Source organism: Kitasatospora sp. NPDC127067 (assembly GCF_042724755.1).
GTDB classification, from domain to species: domain Bacteria; phylum Actinomycetota; class Actinomycetes; order Streptomycetales; family Streptomycetaceae; genus Kitasatospora; species Kitasatospora lactacystinica.
Genome location: NZ_JBHXEM010000099.1, coordinates 1 through 15,377, shown reverse-complemented (window position 1 = coordinate 15,377; position 15,377 = coordinate 1). Strand labels below are relative to the sequence as shown.

At 70.6% G+C, this 15,377-nt stretch carries 16 protein-coding genes and 1 pseudogene; 5 read left to right on the top strand and 12 right to left on the bottom strand.

Annotated elements, in window-relative coordinates; all coding sequences use genetic code 11:
* Window positions 1–159 precede the first annotated feature (159 nt).
* Together lysA and ACFWJ4_RS30435 are read right to left on the bottom strand one after the other, a co-directional pair.
* The gene (lysA, locus tag ACFWJ4_RS30440) at window positions 160–1,536 is read right to left on the bottom strand and encodes a diaminopimelate decarboxylase (protein WP_380549515.1); all 1,377 of its coding nucleotides are present in this window, start codon (window positions 1,534–1,536) and stop codon (window positions 160–162) included.
* 76 nt (window positions 1,537–1,612) lie between these two features.
* Entirely contained in the window at window positions 1,613–1,786 is a 174-nt protein-coding gene (locus ACFWJ4_RS30435; RefSeq protein WP_380549512.1) for a hypothetical protein, read from the bottom strand.
* A 308-nt stretch (window positions 1,787–2,094) separates the two neighbouring features.
* On the opposite strand from ACFWJ4_RS30435, the gene kdpB reads away from it, so the two are divergent.
* The 3 genes from kdpB to ACFWJ4_RS30420 all read left to right on the top strand — a co-directional run bounded on the left by kdpB (window position 2,095) and on the right by ACFWJ4_RS30420 (window position 5,991).
* On the top strand, window positions 2,095–4,266 hold the full coding sequence (gene kdpB / locus ACFWJ4_RS30430; protein WP_380549509.1) for a potassium-transporting ATPase subunit KdpB: 2,172 nt from the start codon (window positions 2,095–2,097) through the stop codon (window positions 4,264–4,266).
* Between the two features lie 196 nt (window positions 4,267–4,462).
* Complete coding sequence (locus ACFWJ4_RS30425) at window positions 4,463–4,948, top strand: universal stress protein (protein ID WP_380549506.1); 486 nt, start codon at window positions 4,463–4,465, stop codon at window positions 4,946–4,948.
* Between the two features lie 581 nt (window positions 4,949–5,529).
* Complete coding sequence (locus ACFWJ4_RS30420; protein WP_380549503.1) at window positions 5,530–5,991, top strand: hypothetical protein; 462 nt, start codon at window positions 5,530–5,532, stop codon at window positions 5,989–5,991.
* Here the strand turns inward: ACFWJ4_RS30420 and ACFWJ4_RS30415 are convergent, their stop codons facing one another.
* The 5 genes from ACFWJ4_RS30415 to ACFWJ4_RS30395 form a co-directional block, all read right to left on the bottom strand.
* Entirely contained in the window at window positions 5,992–6,615 is a 624-nt protein-coding gene (locus tag ACFWJ4_RS30415) for a hypothetical protein (protein WP_380549500.1), read from the bottom strand.
* A gap of 92 nt (window positions 6,616–6,707) precedes the next feature.
* On the bottom strand, window positions 6,708–10,385 hold the full coding sequence (locus ACFWJ4_RS30410) for an ATP-binding protein (protein WP_380549497.1): 3,678 nt from the start codon (window positions 10,383–10,385) through the stop codon (window positions 6,708–6,710).
* Between the two features lie 48 nt (window positions 10,386–10,433).
* Window positions 10,434–10,844: a cupredoxin domain-containing protein gene (locus ACFWJ4_RS30405; RefSeq protein ID WP_380549495.1), complete on the bottom strand. Its 411-nt coding sequence runs from the start codon at window positions 10,842–10,844 to the stop codon at window positions 10,434–10,436.
* Window positions 10,844–11,293, bottom strand: a complete 450-nt coding sequence (locus ACFWJ4_RS30400; protein ID WP_380549492.1) for a hypothetical protein — start codon at window positions 11,291–11,293, stop codon at window positions 10,844–10,846. The genes ACFWJ4_RS30405 and ACFWJ4_RS30400 overlap by 1 nt, the downstream gene beginning before the upstream one ends.
* A 144-nt stretch (window positions 11,294–11,437) precedes the next feature.
* A complete protein-coding gene (locus ACFWJ4_RS30395; RefSeq protein WP_380549566.1) occupies window positions 11,438–11,728 on the bottom strand; it encodes a hypothetical protein in 291 nt (96 codons plus the stop codon).
* On the opposite strand from ACFWJ4_RS30395, the gene ACFWJ4_RS30390 reads away from it, so the two are divergent.
* Complete coding sequence (locus ACFWJ4_RS30390; protein ID WP_380549489.1) at window positions 11,681–11,947, top strand: sirohydrochlorin chelatase; 267 nt, start codon at window positions 11,681–11,683, stop codon at window positions 11,945–11,947. The genes ACFWJ4_RS30395 and ACFWJ4_RS30390 overlap by 48 nt on opposite strands.
* Window positions 11,948–12,229: 282 nt before the next feature.
* Here the strand turns inward: ACFWJ4_RS30390 and ACFWJ4_RS30385 are convergent, their stop codons facing one another.
* From ACFWJ4_RS30385 to ACFWJ4_RS30375, 3 genes and pseudogenes are all read right to left on the bottom strand, one after another.
* On the bottom strand, window positions 12,230–12,394 hold the full coding sequence (locus ACFWJ4_RS30385; RefSeq protein ID WP_380549486.1) for a DUF397 domain-containing protein: 165 nt from the start codon (window positions 12,392–12,394) through the stop codon (window positions 12,230–12,232).
* Window positions 12,391–13,050 carry a hypothetical protein gene (locus ACFWJ4_RS30380; RefSeq protein WP_380549560.1) on the bottom strand — a complete coding sequence of 220 codons (660 nt, stop codon included), beginning with the start codon at window positions 13,048–13,050 and terminating at the stop codon, window positions 12,391–12,393. Before ACFWJ4_RS30380 ends, ACFWJ4_RS30385 begins: the two co-directional genes overlap by 4 nt.
* A gap of 63 nt (window positions 13,051–13,113) precedes the next feature.
* Window positions 13,114–13,254: pseudogene (locus ACFWJ4_RS30375) on the bottom strand (IS701 family transposase); the annotation flags it as partial.
* A gap of 149 nt (window positions 13,255–13,403) precedes the next feature.
* On the opposite strand from ACFWJ4_RS30375, the gene ACFWJ4_RS30370 reads away from it, so the two are divergent.
* Complete coding sequence (locus tag ACFWJ4_RS30370) at window positions 13,404–13,829, top strand: hypothetical protein (RefSeq protein ID WP_380549483.1); 426 nt, start codon at window positions 13,404–13,406, stop codon at window positions 13,827–13,829.
* Window positions 13,830–14,071: 242 nt separating this feature from the next.
* On the opposite strand, the gene ACFWJ4_RS30365 is transcribed toward ACFWJ4_RS30370, so the two are convergent.
* Both ACFWJ4_RS30365 and ACFWJ4_RS30360 read right to left on the bottom strand, forming a co-directional pair.
* The gene (locus ACFWJ4_RS30365) at window positions 14,072–14,269 is read right to left on the bottom strand and encodes a DUF397 domain-containing protein (RefSeq protein WP_380549480.1); all 198 of its coding nucleotides are present in this window, start codon (window positions 14,267–14,269) and stop codon (window positions 14,072–14,074) included.
* Between the two features lie 13 nt (window positions 14,270–14,282).
* The gene (locus tag ACFWJ4_RS30360; RefSeq protein WP_380549477.1) at window positions 14,283–15,134 is read right to left on the bottom strand and encodes a helix-turn-helix domain-containing protein; all 852 of its coding nucleotides are present in this window, start codon (window positions 15,132–15,134) and stop codon (window positions 14,283–14,285) included.
* Window positions 15,135–15,377 lie beyond the last annotated feature (243 nt).

Here is a 15,377-nt window from a genome sequence, read left to right as displayed (position 1 = left end):
GGGGGGGGGGGGTGTGGGGTTTTTTTTTTTTTTTTATCTCTCCTGTTTTGTGCGGGGGGGGGCACATTTACACGGGGGCACCCCCCCACCCCCTTTTTTTTGGGGGGGGTTTTGGGGGCGGGCCCCACCCCCCCCGCAACCACCGTCCGCCGTCCGCCCTCAGCGGCCGACCTCGCGCAGGCGGAAGTCCTCGACCGTCTCCCGCCGGATCAGCAGCCGCGCCCGGCCGTCCTTCACCGCCACCACGGCCGGGCGGCCGACCAGGTTGTAGCCGGACGCCATCGACAGCTGGTACGCACCGGCCGTCGGCATCGCCAGCAGATCGCCCGGGCGCAGGTCGGCGGGCAGCGCCGCGCCCCGCACCAGCACGTCCCCGGCCTCGCAGTGACGGCCCACCACGTCCACCCTCGCCTCCCCCGCCTCCGAACGGCGGCCGACCAGCCGCACCGCGTACGGCGATCCGTACAACGCCGGGCGCAGGTTGTCGCTCATGCCGCCGTCCACCGCGACGAAGCAGCGGCCGTCGGCCGAGTGCTTGACGGACAGCACCCGGTACACGGCCACCGCGGCCGGACCGGCCACGGCGCGACCGGGTTCGACGATCAGCCGGGGCACCTCCAGCCCGGCCTCCGCGCAGCGCACCGCCAGCCGGTCGGTCACCCGCACCGCGAACTCCGCGAGGTCCAGCGCCTCGTCCCCCGCCAGGTAGCGGATGCCGTGGCCGCCGCCGAGGTCCAGCTCCGGCAGCTCCACGCCGTGCCGCTCCCGCACCTCGGCGAGCAGCCGCACCAGCGCGTCCACCGCGAGCAGGTACGGCTCGACCGAGGTGATCTGCGAGCCCAGGTGGCAGTGCAGTCCCGCCAGTTCGAGGCCCGGCTGGTCGAGCACCCGGGCGACGGCGTCCGCCGCGTCACCGCCCTCGATCGGGAAACCGAACTTCTGCCCGCCGACCCCGGTGCGCACCGCCGCGTGGTGCCCGGCCGCGATCCCGGGAACCACCCGGACCAGCACCTTCTGCGGTGTGTCGGCCGCCACCAGCGCGGCCAGCCGGGCGATCTCCGCCGGGCCGTCGATCACGATCCGCCCGACCCGCAGCCGTCGCGCCAGCCGCAGCTCCTCCGGGGACTTGGCGTTGCCGTGCAGCAGGATCCGCTGCGCCGGGAAGCCGGCCGAGACGGCCAGCCAGAGCTCGCCCGACGAGCAGACGTCCAGCCCCAGCCCCTCCTGCTCCACCCAGTCGGCCATCGCGCTGCACAGGAAGGCCTTGGCCGCGTACAGCACCTCGGCGTGCGGCAGCGCCCGCCGGTAGGCCCGGGCCCGCCCCCGGACCTCGGCCTCGTCCAGCACGTACAGCGGGGTGCCGAACCGCTCGGCGGCCTCCGCCAGTCCCACGCCGCCGACCAGCACCTCGCCTCCCCGGCCGGGCCGCGCCGAGGCGGGCCAGGGGCCGCCGAGCGCATCGGCGGAGGTGGTGCCGGACACGGGGGCGGTGACGGAGGCGGGGGCGGTGACGGGCCGGACGACGAGCTGGGTCATGGCGGCTACTCCTGTGGGCGGGCGCGTGGGCGACGGGGTGCTCCGGCGGGTGTCGGTCCGGGTGTCGGTCCGGGTGTCAGTCCTCGTAGTGCATCGCGAACCGGCAGTGCGCCGGACGGGTGCGTTCCCGGTCGGCCGCCGGGGCCGGTTCCGGCGGCTCGGGGCGGTCCCGGCGCCAGGCAACGGGCACCGGGCGGACCGTCCGCTCCAGCGGCTCGTCGACGTCGATGACGGCGGTGACAGTGGTCATGGCAGGTCCCTTCCAGCGGCGGCCCGTACGGCCGGACACCTCCAGTGGAGACCCTCCGCACACCGACCGCACCCGTCCTTGACGCATGACGTACGTCCCGGGCCCGGTCCTTGACGCCCTCCTGACAGTGGCCCTGCGGCGGCCCGTCCGCGGTGTCAGGAGTCTGTCAAGGACGGCCGCCGCGCCGCCAAGGCCTCGTCAAGGCCGGCATGTCCCCCGGTGCTCCGGTGGTGGGCTGTCCGCCGTCCCCGCAGCCCCACCGAACCGCCGCCCCACCCGACCGGGCGGCCCGGAAGGTCCCCGAGACGATGCGCCGTTCGGCCCTCACCACCCCGGACACCACCGACCAGCAGAACCTGTTCCGGCGCCCGGACCGTGCGCCCGGGCCGCCGCCCGGCCACCGGCCCACCTCGCCGGGCGTCCGCCGCCGGCTGATCACCCGCCGCCAGCTGGCCGAGGCACTGCCCGCCGCCGTCCGCAAGCTCCACCCGCGCACCATGACGCGCAACCCGGTGATGCTGGTGGTCGAGTGCGGCTCCGCGCTCACCACCGTCAGCGCCGTCCTCCACCCGAGCGTCTTCGCCTGGGTGATCTCCTTCTGGCTCTGGCTGACCGTGCTGTTCGCCAACCTGGCCGAGGCCGTCGCGGAGAGCCGCGGCAAGGCGCAGGCCGAATCGCTGCGCCGGGCCCGGTCCACCACCACGGCGCGACGGCTGCCGCACTGGCGGGTCGGCACCCGCGACCTGCGCCACGAGGTCGTTCCCGCCGAGCAGTTGCTGCTGCACGACATCGTCCTCGTGCCGGCCGGCGAGGTGATCCCGCGGGACGGCGAGGTGGTCGAAGGCGTCGCCACCGTCGACGAGTCCGCGATCACCGGGGAGTCCGCGCCGGTGGTCCGGGAGTCCGGCGGCGACCGCACCGGCGTCACCGGCGGGACGAAGGTCCTCTCCGACCACCTGGTCGTCCGGGTCACCTCGCGGCCCGGGCAGAGCTTCCTGGACCGGATGATCGCCCTGGTCGAGGGCACCGACCGGCAGAAGACGCCGAACGAGGTCGCGCTCAACATCCTGCTGGCCTCGCTGACCATCGTCTTCCTGCTGTCCGTCGTGTCGCTCCAGCCGATGGCCATCTACGCCAACGCGCCGCAAACCACCATCGTGCTGGTCGCGTTGATGGTCGCCCTCATCCCGACCACCATCGGCGCCCTGCTCTCCGCCATCGGCATCGCCGGCATGGACCGGCTGGTGCAGCGCAACGTCGTCGCGCTCTCCGGCCGGGCGGTGGAGGCCGCCGGGGACGTGGACGTGCTGCTGCTCGACAAGACCGGCACCATCACCCACGGCAACCGCCGGGCCGTCGCCCTGCACCCGCTGCCCGGCGCGACCACCGAACAGCTCGCCGAGGCCGCCCAGTTGGCCTCCGTCGCGGACGGGACACCGGAAGGGCGGTCACTGGTCGACCTGACGAACCGTCAGTACTGGGTGCCGCCGCGCTCCCCCGGCGAACTCGGCGAGCAGCGGCCCGTACCGTTCACCGCGCACAGCCGGATGAGCGGCGTGGACCTCACCTGGCCGGACGGCACCACCTGCCTGATCCGCAAGGGCGCCGCGAGCGCCGTCGCCCGCTGGGTGGTGAACTCCGGCGGACGGCTGCCGATGGAGGCCGAGCCGCTGGTGGACCGGATCGCCGGGTCCGGCGGCACCCCGCTGCTGGTCGCCGTCCACGACCGGCACGGCGCACGGGCGTTGGGCGTCGTCGAGCTCAAGGACGTGGTGAAGGAGGGCATCGCCGAACGCTTCGCCGAGCTGCGGCGGATGGGCATCCGTACGGTCATGGTCACCGGGGACAACCCGCTGACCGCGCGCGCCATCGCCGATGAGGCCGGGGTGGACGACTTCCTCGCCGAGGCCACCCCGGAGGACAAGCTCGCCCACCTGCGGCGCGAGCAGGCCGCCGGGAACATGGTCGCGATGACCGGCGACGGCACCAACGACGCCCCCGCGCTCGCCCAGGCCGACGTCGGCGTCGCGATGAACTCCGGCACCCCGGCCGCCAAGGAGGCCGGCAACATGGTCGACCTCGACTCCAACCCGGCGAAGCTGATCGAGATCATCCGGGTGGGCAAGCAACTCCTCATCACCCGAGGCGCGTTGACCACCTTCTCGATCACCAACGACGTGGCCAAGTTCTTCGCGATCATCCCCGCGATGTTCGCGAACGCCTACCCCGGCCTGCACCACCTCAACATCATGGAACTGCACAGCCCCACCTCGGCGATCGCCTCCGCGATCATCTTCAACGCCCTGATCATCGTCGCCCTGATCCCGCTCGCCCTGCGCGGCGTGCGCTACCAGCCGGCCTCCGCGACCGACCTGCTCCGGCGCAACCTTCGGGTGTACGGACTGGGCGGGCTGGTGCTGCCGTTCCTCGGCATCAAGGCGATCGACCTGCTGATCCAGTTCGTCCCGGGGCTGGACTGAGACACCGGCCGGGAGACACCGCCGCCGACGGGCCCTGTCAGAAGGCCGTCAAGATGTGTGCGACCTGCGTCATGGTGGTGTCAGCGGCGGTACGGAGGCGTCCGTTCCGGGGTTCACTTGAGTCATCCGAAGCAAGGAGTGCCGAACCGGCGGAGCCCGATGGAGAGAGTCGCCGGAGAGACGGAGGCGAACGGCCATGACCGGGACCACCCGAGTGATCGTCGGCCTGAGCGGGTCACTGAGCAGTCTGGCCGCCCTCTACCACGCCGTCGGCGAAGCCGCCCGGCACGAAGCGATGCTGGTGCCCGTCGCCGCCTGGACCGCGATCGAGCGGGACGGCCGGCGCCCACCCTCCGAACTGGAGCACGCCGCCCGCCGGCGCCTCGACATCGCCTTCGAACAGGCCTACGGCGGCTACCCGTCCGGCCTGGTCATCCACCCGCTGGTGGTCAACGCCGAACCCGGCCCCGCCCTGGTCGGCGCCGTCACCGGCCCGGAGGACCTGCTCGTCCTCGGCGCCGCCACCCGCCGCCGCCTGGACCGCCTGCGGCACGGCTCCATCGCCCGCCACTGCCGCCACCGGGCCGACTGCCGGGTGGTCGAGGTCTCGCCCTCCGCCCTGCTCACCCGCCTCGAACTGCCCGCCCGCACCGGCGCCCCGCTCCCCCTGCTGGCCCGCTGACGACGCGCCGCCCCGCGCCCGAACGCCAGCGCCCACCTGCGCGCCCCGGCCACCACACCCGGGCGCGCGGGTGGGCGCTCAGCCATGTGGGGGGACAGGCGGGGCAAGTACTCGTCCTCGCGGCCGAGTTGGAAGTATCGCAGCGACGTGCGAGCCCCACCGGCCCCGGCCTCCCCACCCCCGTGGCCCCGACCGCGAAAGCGGAGCTCCGCACTCAAAGTAGCCGGGCCACCACCCCCCGACATGCCGCCGGCACCCCCGGGTTCCGCAACTTCGACAAGCCTGTCGAAGTTGACATGCCCGGGCTATGCTGACCGGAAGCCCACCGCAGTCGGGCTCCTCGCCCCGTCGACGAACGCGCCGCCCAGGCGCTCCCGACCGGAAGGAGGTGCGGTCCCAACCCCCGCAGGACGGCCAACCTGCCACCCACCTCACACACTTGACGGTCCGTCAATGATGATCCGCGACTTCACCGCCTGAGCCGTGACGCGTGCCCCGGGCCGCCCACCGCCGTTGTACGGAAGGTGAATCGCCGCGCCCGCCCGAAACCCCCGGCCGCCCCGCCGAGGAAGAGGTTCCGCATGACGACGTCCCGGACCCACCCGCGCCCCGCCGAGGCCGCGGTACTGCTCACCGTGCTCGGCCTGCTCGTCCTGGAGGAGATCGCCCTCGGCATGGCCGAGGAGGAGGACCGCCCCGTCATCGGCGGCATCCTGATCGGCGCCTCCGGCACCGGCCTGCTGGTCGTCGGCGCGGTGCTGCTCAGCCGCTGGATCGACCTCCGCCGCCCGCTCCCACTGCCCCCACCCGGCCCCAACGGCCGCGAGTACAGCGCCCGCGCCCTCGAAGGCTTCCCGATGGAGGCCGTCCGCCCCCTGCTGCTCGCCGAGAACGCACCCCAGCTCGGCCACCTGTACTCCGCCTGGATGCTCGCCCGGGCCGGCCGCCCCGCCCCCTGGATCGCCCGCCGCCTCGCCGTCCCCCCGGACGCCGCCCAGCTCCTGGTCGACGCCGCCCGCTCGGCGAGACTCGACCGGGCCTGATCAGCGCCGCCGACCGGTCTCCGCGTTCGCCTGCGACACCAGGTACGGCACCAGCCCGCGCTCCGCCAGCGCCGACCGCCAGGCATCCCGCGCCAGCACCAGCTCCCCCGGCCCGCCCGCCGCCTCCCCGGCCTCCACACCCCTCGCCCGGGCCGCCCCCAGCAGCCCCAGCCCGCCCACCAGCAGGCTCACCGCGGCCACCCCGGCCGACACCCACCCGGCCTCCACCAGCGCGTGCGCCAGCACCTCCAGGTCCTCCACCAGCCCCAGCACGAGGCCCAGCAGCAGGAAGATCACCGCCGCCGTCACCGCGATGATCGGCGCGACCACCCCCAGCACCCCCCACCACCCCGACGCCCGCTCCCGGGGAGGCGCCGCCACCGGCAGCCGCGCCACCGCATCGGCGTCCGCCCGCAACGCCGCATACCGCTCGTACTCCGGCGCCGCCGCGGCCAGCACGAACTCCGCGTTCTCCCGCGCTGCCCGCCGCAACCGCTCCACCCCCCGCGGCTCGTCCCCGCCGGCCCGCAGCGCCGCCCGCACCTGCGGAGCGGAGAGTGCTCGCCCCAGCTCCGTCTCGAAGTCCGCCCGATCCTGCTGCGGCAGCCGAAGCGACCTGTCCATGCTCGTCCCCGATCACCGTGCCGTTGAGTTCTACAGAACTGTAGAACAAGGAGGCGGGACACAGCAGCCCTGTTCACGGGTGGATTCGGTGCTCAGGAGGCGTCGGCCATGGGGACACGGGCGAGCGCGTCGCGGATCGACTCGGCGACATCGGGGACGTCGATGCCCCACTCGCGGTACCAGTCGACGATCTGCGCGATCGGCCGGCCGGTTCGCCGGGAGACCTCCAGGAGGGTCGCCAGCCACACACCCCTCTTGAGCGAATAGGGCAACTCCTCGACGAGATCCAATGCCTGCCGATGAGTCAGTTCCGGAGGCAAGCCATCGCAGGAAGCGGCGATCCCCCGGCACTTCAGATGACGAACCAGCTCCTCCGGACTCCGGTGGAGCTGATGCGCCGCCGTGATCAACTTGGCGAAGGGAACTGCTTCCCCCATGGCCAAGTCGTCCCATCTCAGGGCGCCGTTAAACTGGAACAGCTCCTTATCGAGGCGAGTGGCCGGCCCCGGAAGGAAAATCGGCGATCCGTAGGCCCGATACGAGCCGACCACCTCCTCCAAGGTCCTTTCTTCATACCTCAAAAGACTGAATGCGTATCGAAATTCGACGTCTGCGGGATCTCCCCAATCGCGCGATCCTTCAAAGAGATAAATGTCCCCCACTTTGGCATCCTGCGGCATCTGAGGAATCGGGAACCCGAGCCGCTCAAGAACTCCCAGCGCCTCAGCGATGGTGGTTCCCGTCGCATCCGCCACACGCAGCACGTGCGCGACAGGCACGCTCTCTGCCCGGCTCAGCCATGGCCACGCCCCGTCAAGGCGGCGGCTGAGCACCACGGCCACGTCGTCCGACGGCAGCTGGGGAAGTTCCGCGAGATCGGCTTCAAGCCCGTATGCCGCCATGGCCTCGGCAACCTCGGCGACGGGAACACCCAGCGTGGCGCTGACCTTGGCCAGAAATCCGGGGGCGAGGACCTCGCCTGGCTCCGGCCACCTCCGGCCGCTTCGCCCTTCCTCGGTCCACCTCAGAAACAACGGATCAGACTCAACAGCAAGCGCCAGGTCAAGCACAGCCCGTGGAACGCTCACACCGTCCCGCGACCAGTCCGCGGCCACCTCGGCAACCGCCCGTTCACCCGCAGCTGCCACCAACGCGGTGACCGTGACCGGCTGACGGCCGCTCCGGGGGCCGGCAGACATCCGGCGGCGCCGCAGGCGGATCCCCCTGCGGTTATGAATCGTCATGGACAGTTGATCAGAGGGCATCGCCACACGAACGGGACCCGCAGCCGCGAGCGCCGGCCAGATCTCCGCGAGCGCAGCCAACTGCTCCTGCCGGCTGTGTGCCAGGAGTCTCCAGAGAACCACCGAGTCGTCCGGCACACCGCGCAGCGGGAACCTTCCGCTGCCAGAAACGGGAATTCCAACTGCACCGAACAGGTCGGCATCCATGGGACAGCAGCCTGTTCGTTCAGTGTCGAATCCAAAGCCTCGATACTCGAATCGTCGCCCCTTCCGAACGCACTCGGCAGCCACGATGTCGGCTAGGTCGAAATTCTTGTCCATCACATCCGCGAGCCACTCCATGCTCAGCAGCTTCGAATCGGTTTCGACCAGATCAACAGCAGCTGACGTTAGAAGGTCACGAATTTGGTGGGATGAATCCTCGATGACAAAGCGCCGGTCGACCGACAACTTGCCCGGTGACCACGTACCCGAGAGGTTCACGACGACTCCTGCCAGGCCGCTGCCAGGACTCACCAACTCCCCTTGCTTCGAGGGCTGAACGAACAGGCCGTCCACCAACAGGGCTCCGCCCTTCTCGCACCACATCACCTGCGCGCCCTCGGGGGCATGCTCCCAAGGGACGACCGTGCCCGCCGCGTGGAACCCGAACTCCTCCTCCGAGGACTCCTCTCTGACCCTCAACATCTCGGGTTCCCAAGCGATGTCACGCTCGCCATGCACTGCGGTCGTATGGAACTCCGCGATTCCCAGAAGGCGTTCGAGGACGTCGAGGGCTGACCAGGAATCATCAAGGTCGATGTCGTCCCGCAGGTACAGGCGCACCGTGGTGCCCGGCGCGCTGCCCTGCTCCGACCGCTTGGCGATGCGGAACAGGTGGCTCGGGCCGTAGATGGAGACCTCCAGCTGCGGGCCCAGCTGGCCCGAGGCGTCCAGGCGGCAGGTCGTCACCCGGATCTCGTCGGCGAGCATGAAGTAGCTCAGTACGCCGATGCCGAAGCGACTGTTGGGATACAGCTCGACGGGCGGATCCACCTTGCGCCACTCGGCTCGTTCGAGCTTGAAATCGAGCTGCTCGGCGAAGCGGGCGCCGGCGTTGGAGAAGACTCCCCGCAACTCCTCCTCGCCCATGCCGACGCCGTTGTCCTGGCACTCCAGGTAGGCGCGACCCTCCTCGTCCATGCCCTGGCGGAACTCGATCCGGCCGTCGTAGGAGTACTCCCCAAGGCGGAAGGTCCGTGACCGGTCCAGGTACTGCACGCGGGCTCGCGCGTACCGGCAGGCGTCGAGGGCATTCTGGTAGAGCTCGCGGACGGCCAGGTCCCGGTCGCGGTAGAGCTCGACGCCCATCAGCAGGCTGCGCACCCGGCGTTCGTCCATGCGGAAGCGGGCCCAGCCGGTGAAGGCGCCGGCGGCGGGGGCGGCTTCGTCCGAGGTGAGGCGGGTGGGGAGTGGGTGCGATGGGAGGACGCGGCGGACGGCGTGGAGGAGTTCGTCGGCCCTGGCCGTGTACTCGCGCAGGCCCTCGACCACCGCCTCGTGGTGGCACTCCGCGCGCAGGACGGGAAGGTCGTAGGAGCCGCCCCAGACGGCCAGTTCGAGTGTCCGGCGCAGGTCGGCGAGGTCGACCTCGTGCGGAATGCCGAGGTGTTCGGCCACGATCTCGGGCAGGGCGGTCATCTCGATGGCGGTCCCGTACGCCAGTGCCAGCAGCAGGGCCAACCGTGGCTCCCGGACGTGCTGTTCGCCCGGGGCCCGCAGGTGGTCGTCAGCGCTCAGGCTCGCCAGGTAGTCGCGGTTGCCGACGTCGGGGCCCCGGCGCAGGCCGTGCAGCAGTGCGCAGACGCGCTTGGGCGCGAAGGTCTCGCCGAGGTCGGCGAGCATCGGGAGTCGGTCCAGGATCTCGCCGACGCCCTCGGGGTCGGCGAGATCCTCGTGCTGGTCGAGCCAGCGGTGGAAGAGCCACCAGCCGAGGGGCGCGGCAGAGGCGGGGCGGGTTCGGGTGCGGCCCACGAGCAGGTCGTAGGACTCGATGAACTGCTCGTAGGCCGATCGGTCGGCGTCGGGCTCGGGTGCGGGCGCCAGGTCGGTCGGCCCGACGACGGACCGCGCCGCCGCCAGGTTCAACGACCGGACCCGATAGAGGAACGGGAGCACGGCCAGCAGTGCCGCCTCGGCCGGGTAGAGCTTCAGCCGCTCCTCGCCGAGCAGCCAGCCGACCCGTTCGGCGAAGCGCTCCACGATGCCCGGGTCCTGCCACGGGTCGTCCGCCGTGTCGACCGAGTCCCGAAGCCGGGCCAGCTCTCCGACGGCCTCCAGCACGACGCGCTTGTAGGGCTCGGTGTCCCGGTCCTCCCGTACGTGCCGCCAGGTGGGCGAACTCGCGACGAGATCCACCCACTTGTCGGCCCGGACGGACACCGCCGGGGGTCGGCTCCCGTCCAGGAAGACGTTCTCGATGTTCCCGGCCTGCACGACCGTCCCGTGCACCGGGCCGTTCACCGTGTTCGCCGTGTGGTCCGCCATCCTCGTACCCTCCCCGTGTGCAGGGCACGAGCGTAGGGCAATCGCCCCTCACGCCACGGTCAGGATCCCGCGCATGAAGTGGTGGAAGGTGCAGTGGTACGAGTAGGCGCCCGGTTGGCTCGGGGCGGTCAGGGTGGCGGCGGCCCCCGGGGCGATGGGCCCGGTGTCGAAGGTGCCGTCCTGGGCGGTGAGGGTGTGGGTGGTGGTGCCGGTGTTGGTCACGGTCACCACCGCGCCCGGGCCGACGGTGAAGTTGTCGGGCTCGAAGGAGAAGTCGCGGATCGTCACCGTTCCCGCGAAGGGGGTGGGTGACGGTGCCGGAGTGGACGGCGCGGACGGCGCCACGACGGGGCTGGTGGTCTCTTCCGGCCCCGGTACGACGAACGAGCTGATGCAGCCGGTCAGCAGGGGGCCGGCTGCGAGCAGCAGGAGGGCGGCGGCCCGGACGGGCGACCGCATCAGGCGGTGGTGGCCAGCTTGACCCGCTTGGCGTCGGCGGCGGCCGACGGGGTGGCGCCGATGTTGGAGACGGTGGCGGTGAGGACGGCGTCGACGTCCGGGAGCCAGTTGGTGGTCTTGGACTGGACGACGATCTGCCGTTTCTGCGGCGTCCCGTCGCAGATCACGTCCGTCTCCGCCGTCCGGCTGGAGCCGAAGGCGATCGACGAGGTGTCCTCCGGGTCCTTCTGCTCCGCCGTGACGGTGAGCGAGCGGGCGTCGTCGGCGACGGTGCAGAGGTAGTCGACATCCACCCGGATCCGGCCGGGGAGCCTGGGGTCGATCTTGGCGTCGCCGATGGTGACACTGGTGGCCGCGGTGTCGGGGGTCTGTGTCGGATCATCGGCCAGGGCGGGTACGGCGGCGCCGGTGAGTCCGGTGAGCGCCGAGGTGAGTACCGTCAGGATCATCCACCGCTGCACTGCAACCTCCCGGTCCGAGAACGTGTTGCGGCCGACGCTAACCGCCCGGCGGCTCGCCCGCTCGCCCGACCGTCCCGACCGTCATACCAACAGCCCATCGCCCTGCGCCCCGCCCCGTCACCGCCACCGCCGTCACCGCCGCCGGAGCCAGACCGCCCAGGTCAGCGCCGAGCAGCCCGCGTACGCCACCAGGAACCCCGTGTACGCCGCGTCCCCGTTGCCGCCGGCCAGGAAGGACTGCCGGAAGGCGAGGTTCACCAGCACCCCGCCGAACGCCCCGATCGCGCCCGCGAGCCCGATCAGTGCCGCCGACCTGCGCCGGGAGTCGGCCTCGGCAGTCGCGGCCGGGATCCGGCGGCTTTCACCTCGATTTGCTTGCTGCTGCGGGAAGTTCGCTCGCTGCGGCCAGAACTTCCGGTCCACTGCTGCTTCCTGGACTTCGCCCGACCGCCCCTCCCCGAGGCGCTCTCCCAACTCGCGGACGCGCAAATGGTCCTGGTGCCGCTCCTGCTCTCCACCGGCTACCACCTACGGGTCGACCTGCCCGCCGCCCTCACCGCCGCCGGCCTCCCGCTCACCCACCCCGCAGCAGGCCGTCGCCGACCTCCGGCGGGCCGGCCACCCCGAGATCGCCCTCGCTAGCCACCTCCTCTCCCCCGGCCACTTCGCCCGCCGCGCCGCCGCCACGACGGCCACCTGGACCAGCGCCCCGTTGGGCGCCCACCCGTCCGTCGTCCGCCTGGTCCTGCGGCGCTACGACGAGGCCCGGGCAGCCGCCGCGCTACGGTCGGCCGCCTGACCGACCGGTCCCGATGGTGTGCGTGAGAAGTCGACCCGGCCGACTTCCCACGCGTACCGGGAGCTGACGGCGGCCCGTGCCCCAGGACGCCTGGGGCACGGGCCGAGAGATGCACACCGCACAGGTCACGTCGCCAGGTGGTCGAACTCTCCAGTCCTCACGCCACGCAGAAACGCGCGGAGCGCGCCGGGCGAAGCGGTGAGGACGGTGTCGGGGTCATCGCTCTCACGGATCCTGATGGTGCTGTCCGGAGCCGCCGCGAGTTGGGGTCTGTTGCGAAAGTGGATCAAGAATCGGGGTCGGCTCGGGCGGCTGTCCGGTCTGACCAGCCCCGCGACAGGGGGAGACAGCCGGATCGGAGCGCGTTGCGCTGTTCGGTCACCCAATGCTCAACTTGGTCCACGGATTCCGCGACGGGCTGATACGTGGTGTCGAGCAGGTGGGTGCGCCATCGCCGATCGTCAGCAGTCCACCCGGTCCAGCGGTGCCAGGCCATGCGGTGCCAGCTGTCGTCGATGATGACGTCGGACCGGTATCGGGGATCCTCGGCGTGCCGGCGGTGCCAGGCGGCCCAGCCGAGGAAGGCGTCAACCGCCGGAGCGTCCCATCGGCCCGAGTCGCGCATGGTGAGCCTGTCGCGCCGGACCTCGTCGGACACGTCGACCAGACACAATGCGATTCCGTCCAGCAGCGGGGCGGAAGGGCTCGCCAGGACCTCTCCCATCGGGGAGTGCCCGGTCAGCAGGAGGTCGACGCCGCAGTCCTGGTACTCCAGCGCGCGACGCACCCACCTCTCGGTCATACGGTTGCGCCACCGGCGGTCGGCGCCTTCCGGTACGCCGAGCTCGTCGAAGTCGTGCACGGCGACCCGCTCCAGCCGCTCGCCCACGGCGTAGGCGAGCGTGGTCTTGCCCGAACAGCTGGAGCCGGTCAGTTTGAGCAGCATCCGACCAGGATGGCGGGTCAGTAGTGGTGTCCTCGAAGGGTTTTCTGCGAGATGTTCCGCGCCCCTTGGCAGGTCCGCGAGCAGGCCCAGCACGAATGCCCGTGCACGGCGGCGCGGTTCCACTCGGGAGAACCGGCCCGCCACCCGACCCATCAGGCCCTCGAAGACATGCTGCCACCGGGCGGGGTCTACGCTGTCGCCCACGGCCACCGGCTGATCTTCGTCTTTCCACACAACCGCCGGTGATCAACAGTGGTCGTCTCCACCTCCGGAAGCGCCCAGCAGACAGAACTGTGCGGGCGCGAGGCGGGCTGTCGAAGACTCGGCCAACAGTGCCGGGCGGGGAGCGGAACGTGATGGATGACACGGGGCAGGGCGCCGTTGCGCTGGCAGTGGCCCTTCGAGATGCCCACTTCAGGCTGAAACGGCTGGCACGGGCCTGGGAGGAACGCACACCGGCCGGTACCGCACACGGGCGTGAGTCGTTGGGGCCGCTCTGGCAGTACTCGGACGCCCCGGACGATGCCTCCTACACCGATGACCACGTGCTCGGACTGGCGGGCAACCTCACAGTGGTCTTCGAGCTGTCCATCAGGTTCAGGGCCAGTGGCACGGACATACTGGCCGGCGTCTCCGTCGAGGACGATGCGGGGAACATCGCGGAACTGCTGTCCACAGGACCCGAGGAGTTTCCCCTGAGCGCCGACGATCTTGGCATCGAGATCGGCCGGTGCCTGGACCGCATGGAGCAACTGGATCTTTCGGACGTGATCTGCTGACCCAACCGATCACATGGCGGACTGCCCGAGACGCGGTCTCGCTACGTGATCACGATCTACAGCTGGAGCATTGGAGGCAGTTTGCTGCGTCTGCGCCGAATCTGGACTTCTGCCAGTCATGAGCGGCCATGCGTGTGCGTGAGAAGTCGACCCGGCCGACTTCTCACGCACTCCGGGGAGATGACGGCAGCCCGCGCCCCAGGACGCCTGGGGCACGGGCCGAGAGATGCACACCACGCAGGTCACGTCGTCAGGTGGTCGAACTCTCCCGCCTTGACGCCGAGCAAGAGCGCGCCGAGCGCGCCGGACGAAGTGGTGAGGACGGTGTCGGGGTCATCGCTCTCACGAATCCTGACGGTGACGTCGGCGACTGCTGAGACGTAGATGCAGTTAGCAGTGTCGCCGCTGAACGAGGACTTCTGCCAGCTCTGAACGGCCATGATTCTTCCCGTCTCACATGCTCTGGGCGGTACGGCGGATCAGGTCGCGGGAGGCGTCGGGTTTGAGCGCACTCGCCTCCAGCCGATCCAATACGGCTCGATACTTGATCAGCTGCGGCTCAGTGTCAATGAACTCGAATCGGTCCCCATCGACCTGGACGCTGTCCAACCGCGCAACCTCTGCGGCGAAGTACACGATCCCGGCCCCGGAGCTGGGATAGCTACCGGTGCCGAACGGGATGACGCGTAGGTCGATGTGCGGGTATTCACTCATGGTCAACAGGTATTCGAGCTGATCACGGGCAACCTCGGGGCCACCAAAGCCCATACGCAAGGCGGTCTCATGGACGACGGCCGACAGCGGAATCGGATGCTCGCCGAAGAGCACCGCCTGTCGCTTGATGCGATGAGATACCAGGTGTTCCACTTCGGGCGGAGACAACGGCGGGACTACGTCCCGAAATAGGGCGCGAGCATGCTCAGGGGTCTGGAGAAGACCAGGGATGTGAACCACTGAGACGATCCGCATCGTCTGCGTGTGATGTTCGAGTTCGGCCAGGTCGAGTGCTCCGGCCGGGAGGATCTCGCGGTACTCCTCCCACCAGCCTCGCGTGCGGCCGCCGGTCATGTGCGTCAGCGCCTCGATCAGGGCGTCATCCGCGCAGCCGTAGAGGCGCGCCAGGGTCCGCACCCGGTCCGCGCTCACCGGATACCCGCCGGATTCGATGTTGCTGATGCGGGACTGCGGGGTGCCGTGCAGTTCCCCGGCTCGTGTGACCGAGAGTCCCGCCTGCTCGCGCAACCGGCGCAGCTCCGCGCCGAGTCGCCGCTGCCGGATGCTCGGCGGAATCTTGCTGGGCGGCATCCGCTGTCTCCTCGCTCTCGACCACCGTCGCCGGCGCCTGTCACCCTTTGGGGTGGTAGTGATACAGATTCCTCAGAGGCGGTGGACTACATACTACCGACTGGCTACTTTGATTCTGCGTCATGGACGTGGGGCGGCCGGGGGTGTGGGCAGCGCGACGGCCCACACCCCAACAAAAATGAGACTTAAAAAAAACAGAAGAATATAAAAAAAAGAAAAAACCGACAAGTAAGTGATGGTAGA